Source organism: Streptomyces sp. NPDC059866 (assembly GCF_042731325.1).
Classification (GTDB): Bacteria; Actinomycetota; Actinomycetes; order Streptomycetales; family Streptomycetaceae; genus Streptomyces; species Streptomyces flavusporus.
In genome coordinates this window covers 1-23,869 of the sequence record NZ_JBHWJT010000028.1, presented here as the reverse complement: position 1 = coordinate 23,869, position 23,869 = coordinate 1, and the positions used below count along the sequence as shown (strand labels likewise).

The following is a 23,869-nucleotide window of genomic DNA, read 5'->3' as shown; positions in this document are numbered from 1 at the left end:
TGCAGTGCTCGCGAAGCCGCGGAACCTACAGCGCAATGTAGGATCCGCGATTCCGTGAGCAGTTCCGGGTGACCATGAGCACCGTTTGAACATTTCCGGGTGCTCATGAGCACTGCTCACGGTCGGTGGTTGCCGACATGCGTGTGCGACGGCTCTCCCCCGCGCTGTCCCGCCGGGCCGCGATCAGGGCCAGCACTCCGAGCACGATCAGTCCGGGTGCACCGGAGACGGGATAGAGAATCTGCAGCGGCACACCGATGGCGAGCAGATACCAGCCCAGCTGGGCCGGGAGCCTGCCGGTGTCTCGGGCGATACGTTGGCTGAGCGTGCCCAGGGCGAGGAGGCCGAACCCCGCGAGGAAGAACCACATCTCGTACTCGCGCTGCGGCTTTCCGGGGACGGCGTTCCAGAATCCGTCGCGGGCCACGTCATCGAAGGTGCTTGAGGCGATCAGGGCGACCGCGAAATGCACGGCGGTCAGTCCGATCACCAGTCGGGGAATCAACCGGGTCATTGTCAGCTTCCTCGATTCTTACGGTCCTTGAGTCTCCTGACGGCGTGGCGCCGGTCTTGGCGGCGAGGGGCGCGAGTGGAGGCAGCGACGTATGCCGTCAGTCCCCCGAGCGCCAGACACAGCGGGGAGTACAGTGCCAGGTCCCAGCGGGTGAAATCGGTCGGCCGGCTGGTCAGACCGGAGGACACCAGACCAGCCGCACCTCGCAGAAGCAGCACACCTGCGACGCCCCATACGGCCTGGCGCACCAAACGACGTGGCCCCACCTGGGGGACCAAGTCGGCCTGGGCCGCGATCACATAGGACGCCGCCCCGAGCGCCGCCGCGACTGCGGCCGTCAACTCCGGTGCAGGCAGGTCGGCTTCAGCGACCCCGACGACCGTACGGGCGAACTCGGCGCGGCTAGCCAGTGGCCAGGAAGAGCAGGTCCAGATCCCGTGCAGTGCCCCGACTGCGCCGAGGCCGACTGCGGCCGTCCCCCCAGCGAGTTTCGTCAGCGCCGTACTGCTCCCCGTCATACTGCTCCCCCAGTCGCTCCGTACACCCCTGTATGGAGTGACCATACAGTACTGTACGGACATGGCGAGACGGCACCTCACACCCCCGGACTGGTCGACCGCGGCGCTGCGCGCGATGGCACGCGGCGGAGTCGCCGCAGTATCGGTCAACGCACTCGCGGGCGAGCTGGGGGCAACCCGGGGCAGCTTTTACTGGCACTTCAAGGATCGCGATGCACTACTGACGGCCGCGCTGGAAATGTGGGAGCAGGACAACACCACGGCCTTGATCTCGGAGCTGGGCGACATTGCCGATCCCCGTCAGCGGCTGACGGCCCTGTTCACCACCGCACTGGGGCAGGAAAGCATCAACGGCCTGGAGCCCGCGATCGTCGCCCATGCCGATCACCCTGCCGTCGCCCCGGTCCTGCGCCGGGTCACCGAGCGACGGATCGCCTACCTCACGGACCTCTACACCGACCTGGGCCTGGCCCCCGCCCCGGCCCGGCGTCAGGCAGTCGCCGCGTATGCCGCCTACCTCGGATGGCTCGAACTACGCCGCTCCGCCTGCGACATCGTGCCCGAAGTCGCCGCCACCGGCACCACCGCCACCGCCGCGCTTGAGCACCTCATCACCGAGCTGGCCCGATCCGCCAGGCACCAGGCGGAGCCGGGGTAGAGCGCGCCACCGTCCCCGATAGCACCGCCCGCCCGCGAGCCCTGAAATCGGTCAGTCCTGACACGGACTCAACTTCCTTCACCGACCGTGACCACGGAGGACGCCGCGATGGCACAGATTGCTCGTGATCAGCCAACGTGACCTGTGCTCCTTGAGCCCGGATTTCGAAGTTTCCGCAGCAAACAGTGCTCACCGAATCGCGGACCCTACACGCAAGGCGCAGTAGAGCGCACCCCTCCAACGAACTGCCGCCAGTGTGACCGTCTTTGGAGCAGCCCACCACGAAGTACAGCAACACCCATCGGGAGGGAATACGGGTGGCCGCGCCCCTGAAGCCGACACGGATCCACCGCGTCCTCATCGCCGTGGTCGTCCTCGGTGCCGTGATCATCGCGGGCATCGGTTTCGCGGGTTCGTACGCCGCGGTACGCGAACTCGCCCTCAAAAAGGGCTTCGGGGACTTCAGTCACCTCTTCCCGATCGGCATCGACGCGGGCATCTGCGTCCTGCTCGCCCTGGACCTCCTGCTGACCTGGATCCGCATCCCGTTCCCGCTGCTGCCCCACGGCGTGGCTGCTCACCGCGGCGACGATCGCCTTCAACGGCGCGGCGGCCTGGCCGGACCCGCTGGACGTGGGCATGCACGCAGTCATCCCCATCCTCTTCGTGGTGGCGGTGGAGGCCGCCCGCCACGCCATCGGCCGCACAGCCGACATCACCGCCGACACACACATCAAACGCGTGCGCGCCACCCGCTGGCTGCTCTCCCCCATCCCCACGTTCCTGCTCTGGCGCCGCATGAAGCTCTGGGAACTGCGCTCCTACGACCAGGTGATCAAGCTGGAACAGGAACGCCTCGTCTACCAGGCCCGCCTGCGCTCCCGCTACGGCCGCACCTGGCGCCGCACAGCCCCCGTCGAGGCCCTCATCCCCCTGCGCCTGGCCAGATACGGCGTCCCCCTGGCCGACACGGCCCCCGCGGGCCCGGCCGCGGCGGGCATCGAGCAGCAGCCCTCGCCCGCTGCCGGGTCGGCCCCGCTCCCCGCCCCGCCGCACCACTCCACCCCCCAAGCACCAGCAGCCCAAAAGCAGCAGCCGACGCACCCGCAGCAAGCAGAGCCCCCGCCCGCCCCCCCTTCCATGCCCCAGCGGACCCCTGGCCCACAGGAATCGGCCAGAAACGCCGCCGAGCCGTTACCCGACGCCTACCAGGCATTCCCTGCGCAGTTCCCCACCGAACCGACCGCCGCGCAACGGCCCCACCGGCGCCGCAACGCATACGGCATCACCACACAGGCCGGCCGCCCACTCCCCCAGGAACAGGCACACCCCCCGCCCCAGACCCTCCCCAAGCGCGATACGCCTCACCCGGCAAGGAGCACCACCCACGGTGAAGAACCGATGCCCACGGACCAGTCCTGGGACGACCAGGTCCACAGCGCCCGAAGCGCCCACCGGCAGCAAACCGGCGCCAGCCCCGATACCACTGCCCCCTCGGCCCACGTGTACGAGCACCACACCACCACAGCAGACGGCGACCAGCCCCCCAGGGGCGACGACGCGGCAGCCCCCGACACGGACGTCACACAACCCGCACCCGGCAACACCCCACCGCCCGCCGACCAGGTCACCGACGATCACCGCACGCGGGGCACTGACCAACCCCTGCGGCAGAAGGACCATCCCCGCACGGCACCCGCCGACGCCGGCGCGCGCACCGCCACCCACCCCCGCGGCCCTCAGGTGAACACCTCCCTCGACACCCCGGCACCGGACAAGGGGGGTCCACACGCCGCGCGAGCCGCCCTCACCACCGTCGACCGCTACTACCTCGCCTGGAGGCACTACCAGGCCGACCACGGCGCCGAGCCCACCGCCCGGCAGCTGTCCGCCTACCTCACCGAAAAGGGCCTCCACGGCCGCGGCCGAAACCCCGTCAGCCCCGCCACCCTGCGCCGCTACCTCCTGCCCTACCGCGTCTACACCATCTGGGCCGAACACCGCACCCACCACACCGAGCCCTCACCCGACGCCATCGCGCAGGACTGCGCAGCCCGCGGCATCACCGCCCAGTACAACAAACCCCTCACCACCGGCTACCTCACCCAACACGCCGCCGACTTCGAACGACGCTTCCACACCCTCACCCACCACACCCGCCCACCCCAGCCACGCCCACACCCAGCAGCAGACCGGCAACAGCCGCGACCGGCCCCTCACCAAGCCGGAGCAGGCAACCGCTGACACCGTGCCGGAGACAAAGCCGCCGCACCGGCTCCGCGCGGCGCTGCGCCAGACGGGCCGACTCACCCCTTGCAGGCCTCCCGCCTCCCACCCGCCACCCCCCTCGCAGCCACCCTCGCCAGTTCCCGCCGGCACCCTCCCCCACCCCCGGTGACGGCACCCGGTACGCGAAGACCCCGCCCATCCGCCACGGGGGGAAACAGACGAGCGGGGCCGATCAGAGGGCAAACCCGGGCGGGGGCCGCCGTGTTGCGGGCGGGGGCCGCCGTGTTGCGGGCGGGGGCCGCCGTGTTGCGGACGCGGCTACAGGATGGCGGACCAGGCACCACGCGACAGGGTCGCCGCCCCGTCCGGTCCGCGAACGCCTGATCATTGTCGCGGTGAGCAGAACCCGTTCGCCTGAGGCCGGCAGTGGGGGCGCTGGCAGGATGGCGTCATGGCGAACACCAGGCGCGCGAAGCCGAACTCACGGACGGCACCGAGCCGTACCATCCACAAGATCAAGGCCACCTTGCGGGACTCCCGGCCTCCCATCTGGCGCCGCCTGGAAGTGCCCTCAGGCACCACCCTGCGGGAACTGCACGCCATCATCCAGGCGGCTTTCGGCTGGGAGGACTACCACATGTGGTCCTTCGACACCGGACGGGACCGCTACGGCATGCCCGACCCGGGTCTGGGGATCCGCAGCGCTGCTGCGCAACGACTCGGCCAGGCGGCCCCCGGCGCCGGCAGCCAACTGCTTTACACCTACGACTTCGGCGATGACTGGGAGCACGACATCCTCGTCGAAGACATCACCGAGCCTGAACCGGGGATCGCCTACCCCCGCTGCCTCACCGGCCGCCGGGCCTGCCCGCCCGAGGACAGCGGAGGCATCTGGGGCTACGAATACCTCATCGAGATCCTTTCCGACCCCAGCCACGAAGAACACGAAGACCGCTTGGAATGGCTCGGGCTGGACTCGGCCGACGAGTTCGACCCCGCAGCCTTCGACACAGCACAGGTCAACTCCGCCTTGTCACCCCTTGCCACCGTCCTGGTCAAGCACTGACCCATCACTGCCCGACCCCCGTCAGCCGATCAGGCTGACGGGGGCCACAGACCCTCGCAGAACCAATGCGGCGCTGCAGTAGGTACCGTCATCCAGGTCGTTCCTGGGGAATCGGTCTGGGTTCAGTCCGAGGGTGACTTCGTCTGCGTGCTCGTGCCGTGCGACACGGTAGAGCGGGGTCGTGCAGTTGTGTACGAGGACACCGGTGGTAGCGGCTGAGGCATAGCACGTGTGCTACGTGGCACCCCTCTACCTGCTTTTTCGCTGGTCAGCGTGCTTCTCGGGTTCCGCTGGTGTCCGTGGTTGTGCGGGAAGTCCGGCAGTGTTGCCGTCACTACTGCCGTCAGGGGTATCGGGTGGCTGGCGCTGGCGCGGTTTCCCGCCCCGCCGGTCACCGCCGGGTGTATCGGGCCACCGTGTACGCGGTTGGCCCGGTGAGCCCTGTCCCTGTGCCGTCGAGCATGTCCAGGACCTCGAAGCCGACGCCCTCCGCATAGCGCTCCAGCTCGCGGGGGAACAGAACGCGTCTGCGGATCTCGTCTCGGGCCTCGCCGTTCGAGGGGAGCATCCAGTGGCGGTGCATGGTGTTGATCTGGGTCCGCAGGTCCCACTCATGTCGGATGGTGACGGTCGCGGGTCCCCTTGGGGTGTCCACCGTGGCGGTGGTCGGCTCGGTCCGGGTGATCGGGGCGATCGGGGCGCACAGCACGAGCAGTGCGCCCGGCCGGGCGTGGGCCGCGAAGGTGGCGAAGACCTGGCTGATCTCCTCGTTGTCGTGCACGTAGGCGAGGCTGTTGCCCAGGCAGGTCACTACGTCCATGCGCCGGCCGAGTCGTACGGTGCGCATGTCGCCGGTGCGGATGTCCAGCTCCGGCCGGGCCTGGTGGGCGTGGTCGACCATGCCGGGCTGGAGGTCCACGCCGATGCACTCGAAGCGCTTGGCCAGGATCTCCAGGTCCCGGCCGGTACCACATCCGAAGTCGACCAGGGTCCGGGCGTCCGGCCGGTGCAGCTCGATCAAGGTCTGGCACATCCCGGCGCCCATACTGTCGGACTGGACCAGGTCGTAAAGCGCCGGATCGCGGTACAGGAGGTTGGTGGCTTCCACGTGCTCGGCTTCCGGGTGGGGGCTGGTCACATGAGGCTTCGCAGTCCGACCTCCAGGGCGAGCACATCGCACAACAGATCGGGAACGACCGGGGCAGCGTCAGCGTCCCCCCGCGCCTCGGCGAGCGCCTTGCCGTCAACGTGGCCGACGTCCACCAGGATGGACTCCTTCAGCATGTCGTCCAGTACCGGCAAACCGTAGGACCGCAGGCCCTTCTCCAAGACGGCCAGGAAGTTCTCCGGTTCGGCCGGCGCGGCCACCCACTCGGGCAGCCCGGCCCGCCGGATCCGCTCGCGAAACAGCGCCTTGCCGCGCCTGTGCTCGTGCGGTGGCTGCTCCATGAACCGCACGATCCGCGGGTGCACGAGCGGGCTCACCGGCCAGATCCCGGCCCGGAGGAATCCGGGGTTGTGCCTCCCCAAGGCCGTCAGGGTCGGCACGGGCAGCACCGCGATGGGGCCAGGTGCTCGTTGACCTCGGCGAGCGCTCGGACTGCTTCGTCGCCGAGCCACGGCACGGCTTCCGGCGTCGGCAGGTCGGCCCGCGTCCTGGAGCGGTGGGCGTTGACTTCGTCCCCGCCGCTGCCCGTGAACACGATCTCGCACCGCCGGGCGGCTGCCTGCTCGCGTACCACGTCGAACCCCTCCTGGTAGAAGGCTCCCGCCGGATCATACCGCTGGCCCAGCGCCCGCACGCCTCCGGGACAGAAGGGCGGGTACTGCATGCCGGGGGTGGCCGTGTCTCGGAAGCCGCAGTGCTCCACAAGGGTCCGGCGCCGCTCGCGCTGCGGCTTCCGGCGATGCCATCGAGGCAGACGAGGTCGTTGAAGCGGAACATCGGGCGCGGGTCAGTCACCTGCGGAAACGCACTTCTGTCACCCGTGAACCAGCGCAGAACCAGCACGCGTCCGGCACCACAACGGCCACCGCCCCTCACTCAGGCAGCGTCGCCGAAACTGATGTGGAGAGGCTGCTCCAGCGCAGCGGCAACGCGCAGCAGGGTACGAGTGGACTGCCTGGGCGGTCACCTCCCCGCTCTACACACCGAGCCGCGCACCGCACCATCGAAACCCGCCGCCCAGCCCAGACGGCATACAGGTACGGTGGCAGAAAGCCTGCCGGTGCGTCTCAGACCGACTTGGTCTCTCCACCGTCAACGCGGAGGTTCTGTCCGGTCATATAGGCCGACTCCTCCCCGGCCAGGAAGCGCACGATCCGCGCGGCCTCTGCGGTGCTCTGCGCTCGGCGCAGCGGGATGCCGCTCGTCCACTCGGCCGGGACCACACTGGGGTCGTCCTTGGTCAGCCCGGTGAGCACGTTGTTCATCCGGATGCCCTGCGGGCCGTACTCGTTGGCGTACAGCTTGGTGAAGGAGGCCAGCGCCGCTCGCATGGTCACCGAAACGGGGAACATCGGGCCGGGCTCGAAGGCGCCTGCGGTGGAGATGTTCACGATCGCGCCGCCGCCGGAGGCGACCAGGTGGGGCGTGACGAGGCGGGCCATGCGCACGACGTTCAGCAGGTAGAGGTCGACGCCCTCGGACCATTGCTCGTCCGTGATCTCAAGTACCGGGCCGCGTGCCGCGTGACCGCTGCTGTTGACGACCGCGTCGACCCGGCCGTACTGCGACACCGCGAGGTCGACGCACGCCCGAAGGTCCTCGATGCCGGTGTTCGAGCCGTCCAGACCAGCGCCACCGAGCGATTCGGCCAGGGCTCGGGCCCGACCCGACGGCGACATCGCGACCACCCGGTAGCCGTTCGCGGCGAACTCCCGCACGCAGGCGGCGCCGATTCCGGATCCGCCACCGACGACGATCGCGACCTTCTCGGATGCGGACGAGGGGGTCTCAGGCATGCGTGTACTCCTTCAGGCGGGCGGTGACCAGGGACTCGAGCGCGTCGGCAGCCAACTCGGCGTACCGGGCGAAGTCGGTGTCGTCGCCGGCGGCCGCGGCCACGCGGAAGCCGTCGGTGAGCGCGCGACCCATGACGGCCATGTCGTGCGCCAGCTCTGCCGCGACATCCTCCGGTAGCTCCGGGTACGAGGTCCGCAGCCGGGAGGTGACGAACTGGAACATCTCCTTGCGGATGGCGAGGTACCGCTGCCGGGCGAGGTTGTCCTCCAGCCGCCGCTCGAACGCGAAGACGAGGCCGATGCTCCAGAACGCAGCGGCCGGCTCGGCCAGGCTCGCGGAGGCTGCCGCCGAGCCGCTGATGCTGCGCCGCAGCAGGTCGCGCATGCCACCGAAGGACGCGTTGGCCTGCTTCCAGACCTCGAAGCAGTAGTCGAGCAGCTCGACGAAGAGCTGCTCCTTGTTCTGGAAGTGCCAGTACACGGATCCGATCGGCAGGCCGGACGCGCGTGCGACGTCGGCCATGGTCGTCCCCTCGTACCCGGCCTCGACCGCACGCGAGAGCACGGCCTCGAGGATCGCCCGCTTCGACACCTCGGACGCCCGGTGGGTCTTCCGCCTCGTGGTCATCGGTCCCCTCGCTGCTCTTCGGACTGTCGTTCTACCAAATCGACGCCAACCCTTGACACCTGCGGTGGGCACCGGTGATCGTAATGCCAATTCTAGAACGTTGCTTCTAGGAAACGTAGCTGGAACGCGCCAGTGCGCGGTCCACCTCATCCCGGCGGGCACTGCGATGGCGCGGGTCCGCTCTGTCCGAGACAGGGAGACCTCCATGAGGCTCACCGACCACATCGCTGAAGAGAAGATGAGCGGCCTGCAGATCCGCGCCGTCATCGTCGCGATCACCCTGGTCGTGCTCGACGGCTACGACGTCTCGCTCACGTCGTTCGCCGCCCCCTACATCGAGAAGGGCTTCGGGGTCTCCAAGGCCCAGCTCGGACTCGTCATGTCCGGCGCCCTGATCGGCATGCTCGTGGGCTCGATCATCGTCGCGCCGCTCGCCGACCGCATCGGCAGGCGCAAGATGGGCGTCATCTCCACCGTGACGATCGCGATAGGCATGTTCATCGGCCCGTTCGCGACGCCGGAGACCGGGACCTGGCCCCTCGTCGTGAGCCGCGTCGTCACCGGCATCGGCGTCGGCTCCCTGGTGGCCGTGGTCGGCGTCATCCTCGCCGAGTACACGGGCAAGCGCGTGTACGCCCTGGTGATGGCCGTCTACGCCGCCGCGATCAACATCGGCGGACTGCTCGGCTCCATGATCGTGGGCCCGATGCTCGGCGCACGCGGCTGGCAGTTCGGCTGGTGGGTCGGGTTCGCCCTGAGCGCCCTCGCCGCGGTCGCCACGTTCGCCTTCCTCCCCGAATCGCTCGCCTGGCTCTCCGAGGGCCGCCGTGCGGACTCCCTGCGGCGGCTCAACGCGCTCCTGACGAAGATGCGCCGCCCCGCGCTCGAAGCGCTCCCGGAGTCGGACTCGAAGGGCGTCAAGGCGAAGGGCTCGCTGCGCACCGTGTTCACCGGCCGGACCGGCTTCTACACGCTGCTGATGATCGTCGGGTACGTCGCGTACATGCTCAGCTTCTACTTCATGACGAACTGGGCGCCGAGCGCCGTCGCGTCCGCCAACCACAACCCGGCGCTCGCCCCGCAGCTCGTCACCGCCTTCAGCATCGGCGGCATCCTCGGCAACGTGCTCTTCGGCTTCCTCGGCGACAAGCTCAACGTCCGCCTCCTCGCCCCGGTCTTCCTGATCCTGGCCACCGCCACCCTGTCGCTGTTCGGCATCGCCGGCCCGGGGATGCCGACCGCCTGGTGGACCCTGTTCCTGGCCTCGTTCTTCGTCTGCTCGGGCACCGCCGCCTTCTACGCGATCGTCCCCACGCTGTACCCGACGCTGGCCCGCTCGACCGGTTTCGGTGTCGTCATCGGCGTCGGCCGGTTCGGCGGCATCGCGGCGCCGATCGTCGGCGGTGCGGCCTTCGACGCGGGCATGGGGATGGGGGCGGCCTTCACCGTCTTCGCCTTGCCCATGCTCGTCGCCGGCCTCTGCGTCCTCGCCCTGCACCTGGTCCAGCGCCGCTCCGACGCACCGGATGCCCAGCCTCAGCCCGCGCTCGCCGGCACGTCCGTGTAAGCGCCGTCCACCACTTTCGAGAAATCCAAGAAATCCGAGAATTCGGAGAAAGAGGCACCACGCCATGCCGCTGGCCGTCGCAGCGCTCTCCCACGCGCCGTCCTTCGGCAATGTCGACCCGGGCGGGGAGACGTTCGCCGAGATCAATGCCGCCATCGACGAGGTCAGGGGGTTCGTCGCCGAGTACGGCCCCGACCTGGTCGTGGTGTTCGGCCCCGACCACTTCAACGGTCAGCTCTACTCACTGATCACACCGTGGGTGATCGGCGCGGTCGCCGAGGGCATCGGTGACTACGGCACAACCGCGGGGCCGCTCCCCGTCGACGGCGACGCCGCCCGGGCCTTCCACGCGGCAGTGCTGGGTGAGGGCATCGACATCGGCCGCAGCGAGCGGATGAAGGTCGACCACGGCGTGGTCCAGCCGCTCGACTTCGTGTTCGGGAAGGGCTTCACGCAGCTGATCGTGCCGGTGTTCGTGAACGCGATCGGCCTGCCGCTCTCCCCCATGCGGCGGGTGCGCCTGATGGGCGAGGCGTTTGGCCGGGCCGCCCGGGCGATGGACAAGAAGGTGCTGTTCCTCGCCTCGGGCGGCATCTCCCACAGCCCGCCGATCCCGCGCTGGGACGGTGCCCCCGGCACCGTGCACGAGCGCCTGGTCGCGTACGCGCCCTCGCCCGAGGAGCGGCACGAGCGTGAGCAGATGATCGTCAAGGGCATCCAGGCGATCGCCGACGGCAAGGCGCCGAGCGACCCGCTGAACGAGGAGTGGGACACGCTCGTCCTCGATGTGCTCCGCTCCGGCGACCTCGACCCGGTCGACGGCTGGGAGAACGGCTGGTTCATGGCGGAGGGCGGCTCGGCCGCGCACGAGATGCGCAGCTGGATCGCCGCCTATGCGGCGCTGTCGACCGCCGGCCCGTACCGCCTGGCCGTCGACCACTACTGGGCGGTCGAGAAGTGGGGCGCCGGTTTCGCGATCCAGGCGGCGGTGACCTCATGAGCCAGGCGGGAAAGACGCACTTCGCGACCTTCTGGGAGGAGATCGCGGACCTGGAGCACACGCTGCGGTACGTGGACGCGGGCGGCTACCGCACCCGGGTGCTCGACTTCGCCTCAGCGGCCCCCGACGCGCAGACGGTCGTGCTCGCCAGCGGCACCAGCGGCCACATCGAGGCGTGGACGCAGAACATCCGCGCGTTCGTGGAAGCCGGTTTCCGGGTGATCGGCTACGACTACCCGGGCCACGGCTACACCTCGCTGGCCGACCACCCGCTGGAGATCCGCGACTACGAGGAGCACCTGCTCGCGCTGCTCGACGCGCTGGAGCTGGAGCGCGTGCACCTCGCCGGTGAGTCGCTCGGCGGCTGGCTCGCGCTGAAGTTCGCGCCGAAGCACCCCGAGCGGCTGCACACGGTGATCCTGTCCGCACCGGGCGGGCGGATGATCGGGGAGCCGCAGCTGGACAGGACGCAGTCGGTGAGCACTCAGGCGGTGAGCGAGCCGACCTTCGACAACGTGAAGAAGCGCCTGCAGGTCGTGATCCACGATCCGGAGAAGATCACCGACGAGCTCGTCCGCGTCCGCCAGGCGATCTATGCCCGCGACGGGTTCAGCATGGCGCACGTGTCCGCCCTGCGGGAGCCGGAGCGGCGCCGGCGCAACCGGGTGACGGACGACGACTTCGCGGCGCTCCCGGTCCCGGCCCTGATGGTGTGGACCGACAACGAGCCGACCGGCGACGAGGCCGAGGGCGAGCGCCTGTGCGGGCTGATCCCGGACGGCGAGTACCTGTTGATCCGCGGCGCCGCGCACTGGCCGCAGTGGGAGGGCGCCGCGGAGTTCAACGCCGCGGCGGTCGCCTTCCTGAAAAAGCACGCCGGACGAAAGGACCGCCCGTGAGCGTCGCCCAGGAGACCATCAACCGGATCGCGCGCGAGCTGTTCGAGGCGAAGCGCGACGTGTACACCGTGCCGTACGTGAGCCCCCGGCTCCCCGAGCGCGATCTCGACGCGGCCTACGCGATCTCCGCCGAGTTCGCCGCCCTCCGCGAGCGCGAGCTGGGCGTGAAGCGGGTGGGTCGCAAGGTCGGCCTGACCAACCCCCTCGTACAGCAGCGCGTGGGCATCGACGAGCCCGACTACGGGATCATCCACGACGACATGGTGCATGCCTCGGGAACGCGCCTTCCGCTGTCCCGGTACAACCGCCTGCTGATCGAGGCGGAGGTCGCGTTCGTGCTGAAGAGCGACATCCTCGAGGCCACCCGCGAAGGCGTCGAGGCGGCGATCGACCACGTGACCCCCGCGTTCGAGGTCGTCGACTTCCGCTACGACGGATCGGTCGGGCAGATCGTCGACACCATCGCGGACAACGCCGGCTGCAGCGGCATCGTCCTCGGCGAGGAGCAGCACCCGTACGGCGAGGTCGACCTGACCAAGGTGGAGATGGTCATCACGGGCGGCGACACCGAGATCACCCGGGGCGTCGGCAGCAACGTCCTGGAGGACCCGGTCAACGCGGTGATCTGGCTGGCCGGGACCGCGATCCGCACCGGCGAGCCGCTGCGCGCCGGCGAGGTGCTGCTGTCCGGGTCCATCGGCTACATCGAGCCGTGGCCCGCCGACGTCGAGTGCGTCGCCACCATCACCGGACTCGGTCGCGTGGTCGCGACCGCGGATTCGAAAGGCTGAACATGAGCGACTACCGTCCCGTCGACGCGACCACCCGCGTCGAGATCGAGCAGCTCATCGCGGAGATGCTCTATCGCCTCGACCACAACCAGGCGGACACCACCTGGGAGCTGTACACCGAGGACGGCGTCTCGGTCGGCCCGATGGGTGACATGGACCGCGAGGCCATGAAGGCCTGGGGTGCCAAGCGCGCCCGGCAGACCGACCTCGTCGGCCGCCACTTCATCGGCGGGATCCGCCTGGTGCGGGACGGCGAGGAGGTCGAGGGGACGGTGCAGTACCTCACCTTCCGCGACACCAACGAGCCGCAGACACAGCCCGCCTCGGTCGGCGAGTTCCGCGAGCGCTACCGGAAGGTCGACGGCCGGTGGCTGTTCTCCCGCCGCGAGATCGTGCCGGTCTTCGGCGGCCGGGCGGCCGCGGCGCACGCCGCGCGGCTGGCCGGGCGAGAGGGGTCGGCGCAGTGAAGCAGGCGGCTCTCGGCGGCAGGAACCCTGTCCTCTACCACCAGTCGGTCCCCTCGTTCTCGATGCCGGAGTGGGCGGCGGCCGCCGGCTACGACGGGATGGTCCTCGACCTCCAGCACGGCGAGCTGGGGCTGGAGGCGGCATGCGGGATCCTGCGCTCGATTCCGCGGGAGAACGCGTACGCGTACGCGCGCGTGGGCTCGCTGGATCCCGCCCCGATCCTGCGGCTGCTCGACAGCGGGGCCCGCGGCATCATCGCGCCCACCGTCGAGTCCCGGTCCCAGACCGAGGCTCTGGTCGCCGCCACCAAGTACCCGCCCGTCGGGAACCGCAGCCTGGGTCCGTCCAGGCCGGCGCTGTACCCGGGTGACTCGTACACCGAGGCCGGCAACCGCGCGGTGTCCGCCATTGCCCAGATCGAGACGAAGGCCGGCGTCGACCGTGCCGAGGAGATCGTCTCGGCCCCGGGCCTGGACTCGGTCTACATCGGGCCGGCCGACCTGGCCGTCTCCTACGGCCTGCCCGGACGCGGCGACTGGGAGGACGGCCCCGTGCGCGAGGCGATCGCGCACCTGCGCGAGGTGACGACCGCGCACGGCGTCACCCTCGGCATCTACTCCGGCCGGCCTCAGTACGCGGCCGGCCTGTTCGCCGACGGCCTCGTCGACTACGTGGCCCTCGGCATCGATCTCGTCCTGCTGAACCGGGCGTTCGGCGACACCATCGCCGCGCTGGACTCGGCACGATCCACTGGGAGCACCTCATGACCAAGGCCTGCGACGTTCTCGTCGTGGGTGCGGGCCCCGTCGGCCTGACCCTGGCCAACCTGCTCGGGCAGCAGGGCGTCGACGTCCTCGTCGTCGAGCGGGAGCACGAGCTCATCGACTACCCGCGGGCCGTGGGCATCGACGACGAGGCACTGCGCGCGATGCAGACCGCCGGCCTCGTCGACGAGGTGCTCCCCCACACCATCCCCGACCAGAAGATCTACATGGTCAACGGGGACCGGATGATCCTCTCCGAAGTGAACCCGACGACGCGGGAGTTCGGCTGGCCGCGCCGCAACGGCTTCGTGCAGCCGCTGGTCGACCGGGTGCTGCTCGCCGGCCTGGACCGCTTCCCGAACGCCACCGCACGCTTCGGTGCGGAGGTCGTGGACCTGTCCGAGGACGCGGACGGCGTGGTCGCCACCTTCGCGAACGGCGAGACGGTGCGCGCGCTGTACGTCGTCGCCGCCGAGGGCGGAGCCTCGCCCACCCGCAAGCGCCTGGGCATCTCGTTCGAGGGCGAGACCCGGCCGAGCGACGGCATCGTGATCGACGTCGCCAACGACCCGATCGGTACGCCCCATGCCGTCTTCGGCGGGGATCCGACCCGCAGCTACGCCTCCATCGCGCTGCCCCACTCCATCCGGCGCTGGGAGTTCACGCTCTTCGAGGACGAGACCGAGGCCGACGTCGACAACGACGAGTTCGTCTTCGCCCTGCTGGCACCGCACGTGCCGGACCCGTCCAAGCTGGACATCATCCGCCGCCGCGTCTACCGGCACCACGCCCGTGTCGCTGGGCAGTTCCGCCACGGGCGGATCTTCCTCGCCGGCGACGCCGCCCATGTCATGCCGGTCGTCGGCGGCCAGGGCTGGAACTCGGGGATCCGAGACGCCTTCAACCTCGGCTGGAAGCTGACCGCCGTCGTCAAGGGCCTCTCGACCGACGGTCTGCTGGACACATACGAGACCGAACGGCTGGGCCACGTCACGCAGATGGTGGCCGTCTCCCTCGGGATGGCGAAGGAGATGACCGACCACGATCCGGTCAAGGCCGCCGAGCGCGACCGGATCGCCGCCAACCGCACCCCCGAGGAGCGGGAGGCCCAGAAGCGGCAGGCGTTCAAGCCGCAGCCGAAGTTCGACCAGGGCGTGGTGGTGCACACGCCGCTGCCGACGTTCAAGACGCTGCCGGCCCGCGACGTACCGCGTCTCGCCGGCTCGATCTTCCCGCAGCCGCAGGCCACCGACGCGGACGGCGTGCAGATGCTGCTCGACGAGGCCACCGGGCAGGGCTGGCGTGTGATCACCTGGAACAACGACCCGACGGCCTTCCTGTCGGCTCAGCGGCTCGCCGTGCTCGATCGCCTCGGCGCCCGCCTCGTGCAGGTGGTGCCGAAGGCGCAGCTGCCGTGGGCCCGCAAGCAGGCCGCGGCCGGCGTCACCGTCGTCGGCGACCTCGGCGGGGAGACAAGCCTGCAGGCCTGGTTCGACGCACGCCCGGTCGGCGCCGTCATCGTCCGCCCCGACCATGTGATCGCCGCCGAGTGCCTCGCCCAAGAACTCGACGACGTACTCGGCAAGGTCTTCGAGGCCGCCTGCATCGCGTGATCCCGGCATATCCCGGTATGTCTCGGCATGTCCCCGAGAGAACCCCGAACACGATGGAGGGCTGATGACCGACCCGAGCGAGGTCGCCCAGATCGATGACGTGTACTGGCGCGACGAGTACACGCCCATCACGGAGGACGACGCCTTCCTGATGCGCATCGTCGCAGAGGCCGACCTGCCGTCGCTGCTCACGGCGCTGGCAGCGCTGACCGGAGATCACACGCTGATCCCGGCGGAGCTGCGCCCCCCGCTTCCTCCCGTCGACACGACCCCGCCCGCGCACGGCGGCATGAGCGAGGCCGCGCAGGCGCATGCGCGTGAGCTCGCGCTGTCCGCGCTGGGGCGCGTCCGCGATGAGGGGCTCACCCGGCCCCGTCTGCTGGAGCCCGAGGAAGCACGCACCATGGTCGACTTCATCACGGGCGGGGCAAGTGCCGAGGACGCGGCGCTGATGATGCACGAGCTCGACCTGGTCACGCAGCGTCCGGGAGCACCGATCTGGCACATCGACGAGGTGGCGCCCGACCGCGACTTCGAGGTCGCGGTCATCGGCACCGGGATGAGCGGCATCGCGGCGATGTACCGGCTCAAGCAGGCGGGCGTACGGTTCGTCGCGTTCGAGAAGCACCCCGAGGTCGGCGGCACCTGGTGGGCCAACACCTACCCCGGCGTACGTCTCGACACCCCGACCTTCGGCTACAGCTTCTCCTTCGCGCAGCGTGCGGACTGGACCAGCGCGTACGCCGAGGGCGCGGAGATCGAGGCGTACGCCGTCGAGATCGTCGATCGCGCCAAGCTGCGCGAGCACATCGAGTTCGACACCGAGGTCCTCTCGATGACCTGGGACGAGGCATCGGCCACCTGGGAGGTCGTCGTACGGCGCGACGGCGTCGAGCAGCACCGGCGGTTCCATGCCGTCGTCGCCGCGACCGGGCAGCTGGAGAAGCCGAACATTCCGGAGATCCCCGGACAGGACGACTTCGGCGGCGTGCGGATGCACTCCGCGCGGTGGGACCACGACGTGGACCTGACCGGGAAGCGCGTCGCGGTGGTCGGCACCGGCGCCAGCGCCTACCAGATCGTCCCGAGCATCATCGACCGCGTCGCCCACCTCGATGTCTTCCAGCGGTCCGGACCGTGGACGGTTCCCGCCCCGAACTACCACGACCCGACACCGCCGGCCCTGGCCTGGTTCAGTGAGCACGTCCCGCACTACGGGCAGTGGTTCCGGTTCCAGGCGTTCTGGGGTGCGCGCACGGGACGGCTGCACACCGTCAAGGTCGATCCGGAATGGGACCGCACCGACTCGGTGTCGGCGGCCAACCTGCGGGTGCGTGAGGCACTCACCGCGATCATCCGCGAGCAGTGGGCGGACCGTCCCGACATGCTCGATGTCGTCATACCCGCGTATCCCCCCGGCGGCAAGCGCATGCTCCGCGACAACGGCGTGTGGGCGCGCGCACTGCACCGGGAGCACGCCGCGCTCGTCACCTCCCCGATCGAGCGGTTCACGTCCGACGCCATCGTCACCGCCGACGGCGAGCGGCACCCGGTCGACGCCGTGATCTACGCGACCGGGTTCAAGGCGTCCGACTACCTCGACCCGATCGTGGTCACCGGGCCGTCCGGGCAGACACTCAAGGAGCACTGGAACGGTGATGCGACGGCCTGGGCCGGTATCTCCGTGCCCGGCTTCCCGAATCTCTTCCTCATCCAGGGGCCCAACACGAACTACGTGGTGCACGGCCAGTTCCACTTCATGATCGAGTGCGGGGTCGAGTTCACCATCGAGGCGATCCACCAGCTGCTGCGCCGCCAGGCGGCGTCGCTCGAGGTCAAGCAGGAGACCCTGGACCGCTTCCTCGCGTGGATCGACCAGGGCAATGCCGAGCGTGCATGGGGGCAGCCGCAGGTACGCACCTGGTACAAGAACTCCCGCGGCCGGGTCTCGCAGGTATGGCCGTACAGCCATCTCGAGTACTGGAAGCTGACACGGGGCGCCGACTTCGACACCGACTTCACACTCCGCCCACGACCGGAGGCGACGTCGTGACCGCCCGGCGTGACGTGCTCGTGGTGGGTGCCGGTCCGATCGGGCTCGTCGCCGCTCTCCTGCTCGCCGACGCGGGGGTGCGTACGACGCTCGTGGAGAAGGAGACCGAGCCGGGCGACCTGCCTCGCGCGATCAGCCTCCAGGACGAGTCGTTCCGCACCCTTGAGCAGCTCGGTGTGGCCGACGCGCTCAAGGCCGAGTCCCTGCTTGACACCGGCAGTCGCTACTTCGGGCTCGGGGACCGCCTCCTGCTCGAGGCGAGGCCGGTCGCGTCGCGGCTGGGGCATCCCGCCAAGACCCAGTTCGACCAGCCGATCCTGGAGCGGCTGCTGTGGGAGCGAGCAGTCGCGCACGAGGGGCTCGAGTTCCTGCGCGACGCCGAGGCGACCGCGATCACGCAGGACGGCGACGGGATCAGCGTGACCGTGACGACCGGAGAGAAGACGACCGGAGAGAAGACGCGGACGCTGACCGCCGACTGGCTGATCGGCGCCGACGGCGGACGCAGCTTCACCCGCCGGGCGGTCGGGATCGATCTGACCGGTACCACCCAACCGCAGCGGTGGATCGTCGTCGATCTGCACAACGAGCCGCGCGCGCGGGACCCGTTCGCCGAATTCCACGGCGACGGCGAGCGGCCGTACGTGCTCGTGCCCGGCGTCAAGGGACGCCTGCGGATCGAGTTCATGCTCTTCGACGACGAGGACCCCGATGAGATGACGACGCCGGAGCGGATCCGCGAGCTGGTCGTGCCGCGCTTCCGGGCCGAGCTGGCGCCGGATGACGTGCGCCGCGCGGTCGTGTACATCGCGCACCAGCGGGTCGCGCGGACGTACCGTGCGGGGCGCACGTTCCTCGTCGGTGACGCCGCGCACCTGATGCCGCCGTTCGCGGGCCAAGGCCTGAACGCCGGTATCCGCGACGCCACCAACCTCACCTGGAAGCTGATCGAGGCGATCACCGGCGGCGCGACCGAGCGGCTGCTGGACTCGTACGAGGTCGAGCGCCGCACCCACGGAGCCGCGATGGTGACGGTCTCGCGCCGCATCGGCGCAGTCGTCATGGCGACCCACCCGGTGGTCACACGCGTACGCGACACCGTCATCCGCACGGTCAGCCTGATCCCCCGCGTACGCGAATTCCTCGCCAACATGCGCTTCATCGCACCACCCGACTACACCGCCGGAGTCGCCGTTGCGGCCCACGGCGTCACCCTCGACACCGTGACCGTCGGCCGCGCCCTGAGCCAACCGGTCGTACGCGACGCCACCGGTGCCGAACGCGGACTCGACGCCCACCTCGGGCGCGGGTGGACGCTGCTGCAGATCGGAGGTCCGCCCGACACGGCGGTCGATGCGTACTGGGACGCGATCGGCGCGAGGCGGCTGTGCGTCCGCGCACCGGGCGGCGAGCCGATCGACGGCATGGTCACCGAGACCACCGCGGTGCTCACCTCCGGCGCCGGCACCCTTCCGGTCTTCGTCGCGGTACGTCCCGACCGCTACGTCGCGGCGGTATTCGACTCCGCCGGCGAGCGACGCGTCGTCGAGGGCCTCCGCGCCTTCATCGATGATCGCTCCCGACGGACTGATCCGTACTCCGCGATCCCGCACTCTCGCCCACCACTGAACAGGAGCACCCGGTGAGCAAGTTCGTCAGTTACTACCGCGCCGACCACAGCATCGCCTGGGGGCGTCTCGACGCCGAGACCGTCTATGACGCGACCCCGACAGCACCTTCGCTCGCCGAGGCCATCGCGGCCGGCGCCCTCGATTCCTTGGCGCACTACACCGATCGCCCAGTAGCGCTCAGTGATGTGCGGCTCGCTCCGGTCATCCCGGAGCCCGGCAAGATCATCTGCATCGGGGTCAACTACCGCACCCACCAGGAGGAGATCGGCAAGGCGGCTCCTCAGGCCCCGGTCGTCTTCGCCCGCTACGCCGACAGCCAGATGGGGCATGGCGAGGACGCCCTCAAGCCGGCGGACTCCGCGCAGTTCGACTACGAGGGCGAGGTGGCTCTGGTCATCTCCATGCCCGCGCATCAGGTCTCCAAGGCCGAGGCCTACGACCACGTCGCCGGCTATGCCGTGTACAACGACTTCTCGGTGCGCGATTGGCAGCGTGCCGCAAGTCAGTGGCTGCCCGGCAAGACCTGGCCGGGGACCGGGGGCTTCGGTCCTTGTCTGGTAACAGCCGACGAGGTCGGCGATGTCACCGAACTTGAGCTTACGACCCGGGTCAACGGTGAGGTACGCCAGCACGGCAAGGTCGCCGACCTGATCAACGATATTCCGTCGATCATCGAGTACGTCACCACGTTCACGCCGCTCTCCCCCGGCGACGTCATCGTCACCGGCACGCCGGGCGGTGTCGGGCTCTTCATGGAGCCGCCGGGATTCGTCGTCGACGGTGACGTCGTCGAAGTCGAAGTCAGCAAACTCGGGACGCTTCGCAACACCGTCCGCGACGTCACCTGACCGGCGTAGGGCGGCAGCCCCCGGCATCAGAGCGGCTACCACTCCATCACCGCGGGTGGCGTGCACGATGTGACGGCGTGTCGGAGGCCTTCCGGGGAGACGGTCATCGGCGGTGGATGGGGCCGCTGGTGGTGCTGAGCCTGTGCCCTGGGACGCCGACGCGGGTGGCGATGATCTCGGCAGCGATGGAGAGGGCGGTCTCCTCCGGGGTGGTCGCGCCGATGTCCAGCCCGATCGGGGAGTGCAGCCGGGCCAGTGCCGCGGGTCCGAGTCCGGCGGCGCGCAGGTCGTCGCGGCGCTGGGCGGTGGTGAAGACCTCGCGGGCGTCGCAGACGGTGACGCGGTAGCCGAGGAACTTGCCGATCCGGGACACGGCGGCCGCAAAGTCAATCGCACCGTAGACCAGCATCGGCCCGTGGACCGCACGCGCGGGCGCCTTCCGTCGGCCGGAGAGGCGCCGCGCTCCCCTTTGATCCAGGTCCTGAACGGAGGCGATCCGGTCCTGCAGGACCGGGTGGAGAGTGCCGCAGCGCCCGACTCCCCCCTGACCGCCGTCCACAGCGGCTTCCTGCAGGCCGTGGGCGCGATGTCCGCCATCACGCGCCGGCGCCCTGACGCTGGTCCGCACCGACCCGGCGCACTCCTTCGACACCGGCGATGCGCTGCTCTTCCTGGGCCAGGAGGGCCGCGTAGCGGGCGGTCAGGTCTCCGTCCACCTCAGTTGCTTCGGGACGAAGCGGTCGCTCCGTTAGGGTGCGCTCCATGACCGACGACGCCTCGGCCTGTCCCGAGTGCAGCCAGCCCATGGAGTTCGGCGGCTACCTCCTGGCCGAGCGGGAGGACGATGGTCGGCGGACCTGCCGGAAACTGTGGAGGTGTACCGGTCGGCATGTCTGGTGGCGCTGGGCCGACCGGCCGGAGGAGCCGTTGGAGGCCTGCCTGATGCCCGAGCTGTTCCGCTGACATCAACGACCCCGGACGGCGGCGGCACACAGCAGCCACGTGTGGCACCAGTTCACGCGGCGAGCCCCGACCAGTCCATAGGAAGATCGAACTCCTAATGCGGTGGTCTGTGAGGCGCGGTGTCGTTCGGCTGGCAGACTGGCCGCTTGCCGTGGGACTTCGAACGGGGGGCGTGATGAGCAGGCGCACGAAAGGGTGGCTGATCGGCGGTTGGCTCGTGCTGGTTGTCGTCGGCTGGTCATTTACGGAGTCGATCAACGATGGGATTGAGCCAACGTCGGGTCCCCGGCCGGAGCCGTCGTCATCGAGTTCTTCTTCGGGATGCTCGGCGCCGACACCGTCGGCCGACGCGGAGCACGACGTCACCGCCTACACCGACGCGGAGCCCGATTTCGCTGCCACAGCGGTCATCTGCAAGACGTCAGGCTGACGCCATGCCCCGGTGAGACGTACGGATCCTTGCCCTCGCAACAGAGGTGAGTGACTAACTGCGTGACAACGCCGACGCACAGCGGCGGACGGCCACGCACGCCTGTGGACCATCGCAGCAGGCGAACGGTACACCGGCCCCAGGTCGAGCGCCTATCCAAGTTGTGTCGGGACGAAGGGGTCCACGCTAGAGGCGGGCGGCCGTCAAGGGCATCGACTCGTCGACGTCGCGTTGATCGACTGGCGGTCGGCTCGTGCCGTTGGTGTTCAGAGATCGAGGTCGGCGGCGGCGCACTGTAGGCGTCCTGGGCCGCTGGACGACACCGGCACGGCGCCGGCGGCGGGATTCGAACCCGCGTTACCCGCTTGAGAGGCGAAGTAGCCGCAGCCTGCGCACCTGAACACCGGAACCGTAGCCCGAGCCTGCGGGACGGCGCACCCGAGTTTCGGGCTCAAAAAGGCCCCGCAAGCCTGGCCTTGGAGAGGTGCGACGACGAATGACTCGTGCCAGGCGCGTGCCAGATCGTGGGGGGAACCACGGGGAACACCGGGGAACCAGTCGACCAACCACTAGACGCCCGACACCGCTCCCGCAGGTCAGCACCAGAGCAGCCGTCAGATGCCCTTAGCTTCCCAAGCTGATGGCTTGGGATCATCCATGCATCACAGATCACTGCCCTGTGATGCCCAAGCGTTCGGCGCCCCACGGTGAGAACGTCATGGGGCCGGCCCACCCCTGTTGGATCTGAGCTACCTGGGACGGCACCGGACTCACCGGGTACACATCCCTGCCTCGCGCCCAGTTCGCCAGCAACCCAAGCGTCGTATCGACCGACGAGACCACCATGGTGACCCTTGCCCCGCCCTTGCCCCAGGTGTTCCACAGTGCCCAGCCCTCGGCGCGGGCTTCGACACCGAGGCGGGCACACGCCTCCTCGTAGGTCTCCTCCATGCCCGGAGGCAGAGAAGTCGGCCGGAGCACCACCACGCCCGCCAACCACACCGCGGGTCGGTCCTCCTCGGGCAGACAGCCGTCGCCGGGAAAGTGGTAGTGCCGGATCTCGCGTGCGAGTGCGTTCACGGCTCGCTGCAGCGGCGTGGCATCGTCCGGGTCTGGTGCGTAAGACAGGTTGCCCTCGGCGGACGCCGCAGCGGTCACCGCCCTGGCAAGCCGCTCGATCTCCCGCAGGTAATCCAGCTCAGAGAGTTCAGGTCGAGGCACGCCACGGAGTCTCGCATCCGTCCAGCATCACGTGAAACCGGTTATCCGACAGCCCAGACCACAGCACGAAGGAGGTAGGTCGCGCGCTGCGTCAGAGGAAGAGCCGTCTCAGTTCCCGTCTCATTCAGCCCAGTTCACAGCCCTTCAGGCGGGACACGCAGTCGTCCCCTCACCGACGGTCAGTCGGCCATGAATGCAGGTGAACGCCCCTGCACACCGCACCGCAGGCCACCAACACAGTTGGAAAGCGTGCGTGTTCCAATACTGGGGAGGACCGCCCTGGGACGCGTTGTCAGAGGCCGATGGGATCGTGCGCTCATGGACACGCTCTTCGATCTCCCCGAACCGGAGACACCAGAACAGGCCGTCATCGCTCACTACCGTCTGAGCGACGACCAATACGGCTCTCGTGCCGAACGCGAAGCGATCTTCAATGCTGAGCGCGCCATGGCCGCCGCAGTCGAGGAAGCGGGAGCCGGTGAGGTCGACGGGAACGAGTTCGGTGGAGGCGAGGCAGTGCTGTACGCCTACGGAGCGGACGCCGAAGCGCTCTTCAAGGTCATGGAGCCGACCCTTCGAGGCCTGCCGTTCAGGCCGGCGTACGTCGTGTTGCGACAGGGGAGCCGCGAGACGGAGTCCCGGGTGGATCTGTGATGCAGTACAGCAGCGGAGTACAGCAACCCCAGCAACCGGCAGCGCCCAACACCGGCCCTCACGACCCTCACGGCAGCCTGTATGACCTCCAATGACCAATCTCTACAGAGCTACGGATCAGAAGGTTGCAGGTTCGAACCCTGCCGAGTGCGCACGGACCAGAGTCCCCGGACGGAAAGTTCGGGGACTCTGGCGTTGGGCCGTACAGCAGCGAAATACAGCAACCACATCGACCGTCGTCGGTCGGCTGCCGCTCGTGGCCGCACCGTTGATCCCCTCAGGGGAGTCACCTGTAGCTACTGAGGTTTTCGGTTCGGGGTGACGTTATGGCGGCGTTGTGATCAGTCCGGTCTCGGCGACGAACCCGTCGAGCAGGCCGGGCCGGTACTGC

The 23,869-nt window shown here is 69.4% G+C and carries 24 protein-coding genes, 1 tRNA gene and 1 pseudogene; 16 read left to right on the top strand and 10 right to left on the bottom strand.

Translation table 11 applies throughout. The features are described 5' to 3' along the window. Positions 1-103 precede the first annotated feature (103 nt). Both ACFV7R_RS34830 and ACFV7R_RS34825 read right to left on the bottom strand, forming a co-directional pair. Positions 104-514 (bottom strand): DUF6463 family protein, encoded by a 411-nt coding sequence (locus tag ACFV7R_RS34830; RefSeq protein WP_385270745.1) that lies wholly within the window; start codon positions 512-514, stop codon positions 104-106. Between the two features lie 2 nt (positions 515-516). Further along, complete coding sequence (locus ACFV7R_RS34825; RefSeq protein WP_385270742.1) at positions 517-1,032, bottom strand: DUF3995 domain-containing protein; 516 nt, start codon at positions 1,030-1,032, stop codon at positions 517-519. A gap of 61 nt (positions 1,033-1,093) precedes the next feature. On the opposite strand from ACFV7R_RS34825, the gene ACFV7R_RS34820 reads away from it, so the two are divergent. The 3 genes and pseudogenes from ACFV7R_RS34820 (at position 1,094) to ACFV7R_RS34810 (ending at position 4,985) form a co-directional block, all read left to right on the top strand. Continuing rightward, complete coding sequence (locus tag ACFV7R_RS34820) at positions 1,094-1,690, top strand: TetR/AcrR family transcriptional regulator (protein WP_385270739.1); 597 nt, start codon at positions 1,094-1,096, stop codon at positions 1,688-1,690. Between the two features lie 317 nt (positions 1,691-2,007). After that, positions 2,008-2,702, top strand: a pseudogene (locus ACFV7R_RS34815) (DUF2637 domain-containing protein); the annotation flags it as partial. 1,668 nt (positions 2,703-4,370) lie between these two features. After that, positions 4,371-4,985: a plasmid pRiA4b ORF-3 family protein gene (locus ACFV7R_RS34810; RefSeq protein WP_385270736.1), complete on the top strand. Its 615-nt coding sequence runs from the start codon at positions 4,371-4,373 to the stop codon at positions 4,983-4,985. Positions 4,986-5,376: 391 nt separating this feature from the next. Here the strand turns inward: ACFV7R_RS34810 and ACFV7R_RS34805 are convergent, their stop codons facing one another. The 5 genes from ACFV7R_RS34805 to ACFV7R_RS34785 form a co-directional block, all read right to left on the bottom strand. Beyond that, positions 5,377-6,123, bottom strand: coding sequence for a class I SAM-dependent methyltransferase (locus ACFV7R_RS34805; RefSeq protein ID WP_385270733.1), 747 nt, complete (start codon positions 6,121-6,123; stop codon positions 5,377-5,379). Next, positions 6,120-6,470 carry a hypothetical protein gene (locus tag ACFV7R_RS34800; protein ID WP_385270730.1) on the bottom strand — a complete coding sequence of 117 codons (351 nt, stop codon included), beginning with the start codon at positions 6,468-6,470 and terminating at the stop codon, positions 6,120-6,122. Before ACFV7R_RS34800 ends, ACFV7R_RS34805 begins: the two co-directional genes overlap by 4 nt. Positions 6,471-6,520: 50 nt before the next feature. Then, a complete protein-coding gene (locus ACFV7R_RS34795; protein ID WP_385270727.1) occupies positions 6,521-6,817 on the bottom strand; it encodes a hypothetical protein in 297 nt (98 codons plus the stop codon). 403 nt (positions 6,818-7,220) lie between these two features. Further along, complete coding sequence (locus tag ACFV7R_RS34790; RefSeq protein ID WP_385270724.1) at positions 7,221-7,949, bottom strand: SDR family oxidoreductase; 729 nt, start codon at positions 7,947-7,949, stop codon at positions 7,221-7,223. Then, positions 7,942-8,577, bottom strand: coding sequence for a TetR/AcrR family transcriptional regulator (locus tag ACFV7R_RS34785; protein WP_385270722.1), 636 nt, complete (start codon positions 8,575-8,577; stop codon positions 7,942-7,944). Before ACFV7R_RS34785 ends, ACFV7R_RS34790 begins: the two co-directional genes overlap by 8 nt. 205 nt (positions 8,578-8,782) lie before the next feature. Here ACFV7R_RS34785 and ACFV7R_RS34780 point away from each other — a divergent pair, with 205 nt between their 5' ends. From ACFV7R_RS34780 to ACFV7R_RS34735, 10 genes are all read left to right on the top strand, one after another. Next, positions 8,783-10,144: an MFS transporter gene (locus ACFV7R_RS34780; protein WP_385270719.1), complete on the top strand. Its 1,362-nt coding sequence runs from the start codon at positions 8,783-8,785 to the stop codon at positions 10,142-10,144. 64 nt (positions 10,145-10,208) lie between these two features. Next, entirely contained in the window at positions 10,209-11,144 is a 936-nt protein-coding gene (locus ACFV7R_RS34775; RefSeq protein ID WP_385270716.1) for a 3-carboxyethylcatechol 2,3-dioxygenase, read from the top strand. Beyond that, complete coding sequence (locus ACFV7R_RS34770; protein ID WP_385270713.1) at positions 11,141-12,043, top strand: alpha/beta fold hydrolase; 903 nt, start codon at positions 11,141-11,143, stop codon at positions 12,041-12,043. The genes ACFV7R_RS34775 and ACFV7R_RS34770 overlap by 4 nt, the downstream gene beginning before the upstream one ends. Continuing rightward, on the top strand, positions 12,040-12,834 hold the full coding sequence (locus ACFV7R_RS34765; protein ID WP_385270710.1) for a 2-keto-4-pentenoate hydratase: 795 nt from the start codon (positions 12,040-12,042) through the stop codon (positions 12,832-12,834). Before ACFV7R_RS34770 ends, ACFV7R_RS34765 begins: the two co-directional genes overlap by 4 nt. Before the next feature lie 2 nt (positions 12,835-12,836). Next, entirely contained in the window at positions 12,837-13,301 is a 465-nt protein-coding gene (locus ACFV7R_RS34760; protein ID WP_385270707.1) for a nuclear transport factor 2 family protein, read from the top strand. Next, positions 13,298-14,068, top strand: a complete 771-nt coding sequence (locus ACFV7R_RS34755; RefSeq protein WP_385270704.1) for an HpcH/HpaI aldolase/citrate lyase family protein — start codon at positions 13,298-13,300, stop codon at positions 14,066-14,068. Before ACFV7R_RS34760 ends, ACFV7R_RS34755 begins: the two co-directional genes overlap by 4 nt. Beyond that, complete coding sequence (locus tag ACFV7R_RS34750; RefSeq protein WP_385270701.1) at positions 14,065-15,678, top strand: bifunctional 3-(3-hydroxy-phenyl)propionate/3-hydroxycinnamic acid hydroxylase; 1,614 nt, start codon at positions 14,065-14,067, stop codon at positions 15,676-15,678. The genes ACFV7R_RS34755 and ACFV7R_RS34750 overlap by 4 nt, the downstream gene beginning before the upstream one ends. 64 nt (positions 15,679-15,742) lie before the next feature. Further along, positions 15,743-17,731: a flavin-containing monooxygenase gene (locus ACFV7R_RS34745; RefSeq protein WP_385270698.1), complete on the top strand. Its 1,989-nt coding sequence runs from the start codon at positions 15,743-15,745 to the stop codon at positions 17,729-17,731. Next, a complete protein-coding gene (locus ACFV7R_RS34740; RefSeq protein WP_385270695.1) occupies positions 17,728-19,377 on the top strand; it encodes an FAD-dependent monooxygenase in 1,650 nt (549 codons plus the stop codon). The genes ACFV7R_RS34745 and ACFV7R_RS34740 overlap by 4 nt, the downstream gene beginning before the upstream one ends. Then, on the top strand, positions 19,374-20,210 hold the full coding sequence (locus ACFV7R_RS34735; protein ID WP_385270692.1) for a fumarylacetoacetate hydrolase family protein: 837 nt from the start codon (positions 19,374-19,376) through the stop codon (positions 20,208-20,210). Before ACFV7R_RS34740 ends, ACFV7R_RS34735 begins: the two co-directional genes overlap by 4 nt. 103 nt (positions 20,211-20,313) lie before the next feature. Here ACFV7R_RS34735 and ACFV7R_RS34730 read toward each other — a convergent pair whose 3' ends face one another. Beyond that, complete coding sequence (locus tag ACFV7R_RS34730; RefSeq protein ID WP_385270689.1) at positions 20,314-20,619, bottom strand: XdhC family protein; 306 nt, start codon at positions 20,617-20,619, stop codon at positions 20,314-20,316. 353 nt (positions 20,620-20,972) lie between these two features. On the opposite strand from ACFV7R_RS34730, the gene ACFV7R_RS34725 reads away from it, so the two are divergent. Further along, a complete protein-coding gene (locus ACFV7R_RS34725) occupies positions 20,973-21,173 on the top strand; it encodes a dehydrogenase (protein ID WP_385270686.1) in 201 nt (66 codons plus the stop codon). Between the two features lie 175 nt (positions 21,174-21,348). Further along, positions 21,349-21,603: a hypothetical protein gene (locus tag ACFV7R_RS34720; RefSeq protein WP_385270683.1), complete on the top strand. Its 255-nt coding sequence runs from the start codon at positions 21,349-21,351 to the stop codon at positions 21,601-21,603. A 331-nt stretch (positions 21,604-21,934) separates the two neighbouring features. Here ACFV7R_RS34720 and ACFV7R_RS34715 read toward each other — a convergent pair. Together ACFV7R_RS34715 and ACFV7R_RS34710 are read right to left on the bottom strand one after the other, a co-directional pair. Next, positions 21,935-22,010, bottom strand: a tRNA-OTHER gene (locus ACFV7R_RS34715). Positions 22,011-22,272: 262 nt separating this feature from the next. Further along, positions 22,273-22,824 (bottom strand): hypothetical protein, encoded by a 552-nt coding sequence (locus ACFV7R_RS34710; RefSeq protein ID WP_385270680.1) that lies wholly within the window; start codon positions 22,822-22,824, stop codon positions 22,273-22,275. A 318-nt stretch (positions 22,825-23,142) separates the two neighbouring features. Between ACFV7R_RS34710 and ACFV7R_RS34705 the strand changes: the two genes are divergently transcribed. After that, on the top strand, positions 23,143-23,478 hold the full coding sequence (locus ACFV7R_RS34705) for a hypothetical protein (RefSeq protein ID WP_385270677.1): 336 nt from the start codon (positions 23,143-23,145) through the stop codon (positions 23,476-23,478). The last annotated feature ends 391 nt before the right edge of the window (positions 23,479-23,869 follow it).

Bases quoted from the DNA above. Each gene is read 5' to 3' on its own strand.
- ACFV7R_RS34780 (WP_385270719.1), top strand. From the start codon at position 8,783: ATGAGGCTCACCGACCACATCGCTGAAGAGAAGATGAGCGGCCTGCAG.
- ACFV7R_RS34825 (WP_385270742.1), bottom strand. From the start codon at position 1,032: ATGACGGGGAGCAGTACGGCGCTGACGAAACTCGCTGGGGGGACGGCC.
- ACFV7R_RS34830 (WP_385270745.1), bottom strand. From the start codon at position 514: ATGACCCGGTTGATTCCCCGACTGGTGATCGGACTGACCGCCGTGCAT.
- ACFV7R_RS34790 (WP_385270724.1), bottom strand. From the start codon at position 7,949: ATGCCTGAGACCCCCTCGTCCGCATCCGAGAAGGTCGCGATCGTCGTC.
- ACFV7R_RS34785 (WP_385270722.1), bottom strand. From the start codon at position 8,577: ATGACCACGAGGCGGAAGACCCACCGGGCGTCCGAGGTGTCGAAGCGG.
- ACFV7R_RS34725 (WP_385270686.1), top strand. From the start codon at position 20,973: ATGACCGACGACGCCTCGGCCTGTCCCGAGTGCAGCCAGCCCATGGAG.
- ACFV7R_RS34775 (WP_385270716.1), top strand. From the start codon at position 10,209: ATGCCGCTGGCCGTCGCAGCGCTCTCCCACGCGCCGTCCTTCGGCAAT.
- ACFV7R_RS34760 (WP_385270707.1), top strand. From the start codon at position 12,837: ATGAGCGACTACCGTCCCGTCGACGCGACCACCCGCGTCGAGATCGAG.
- ACFV7R_RS34745 (WP_385270698.1), top strand. From the start codon at position 15,743: ATGACCGACCCGAGCGAGGTCGCCCAGATCGATGACGTGTACTGGCGC.
- ACFV7R_RS34810 (WP_385270736.1), top strand. From the start codon at position 4,371: ATGGCGAACACCAGGCGCGCGAAGCCGAACTCACGGACGGCACCGAGC.
- ACFV7R_RS34730 (WP_385270689.1), bottom strand. From the start codon at position 20,619: ATGCTGGTCTACGGTGCGATTGACTTTGCGGCCGCCGTGTCCCGGATC.
- ACFV7R_RS34750 (WP_385270701.1), top strand. From the start codon at position 14,065: ATGACCAAGGCCTGCGACGTTCTCGTCGTGGGTGCGGGCCCCGTCGGC.
- ACFV7R_RS34705 (WP_385270677.1), top strand. From the start codon at position 23,143: ATGGACACGCTCTTCGATCTCCCCGAACCGGAGACACCAGAACAGGCC.
- ACFV7R_RS34770 (WP_385270713.1), top strand. From the start codon at position 11,141: ATGAGCCAGGCGGGAAAGACGCACTTCGCGACCTTCTGGGAGGAGATC.
- ACFV7R_RS34820 (WP_385270739.1), top strand. From the start codon at position 1,094: ATGGCGAGACGGCACCTCACACCCCCGGACTGGTCGACCGCGGCGCTG.
- ACFV7R_RS34795 (WP_385270727.1), bottom strand. From the start codon at position 6,817: ATGCAGTACCCGCCCTTCTGTCCCGGAGGCGTGCGGGCGCTGGGCCAG.
- ACFV7R_RS34720 (WP_385270683.1), top strand. From the start codon at position 21,349: ATGAGCAGGCGCACGAAAGGGTGGCTGATCGGCGGTTGGCTCGTGCTG.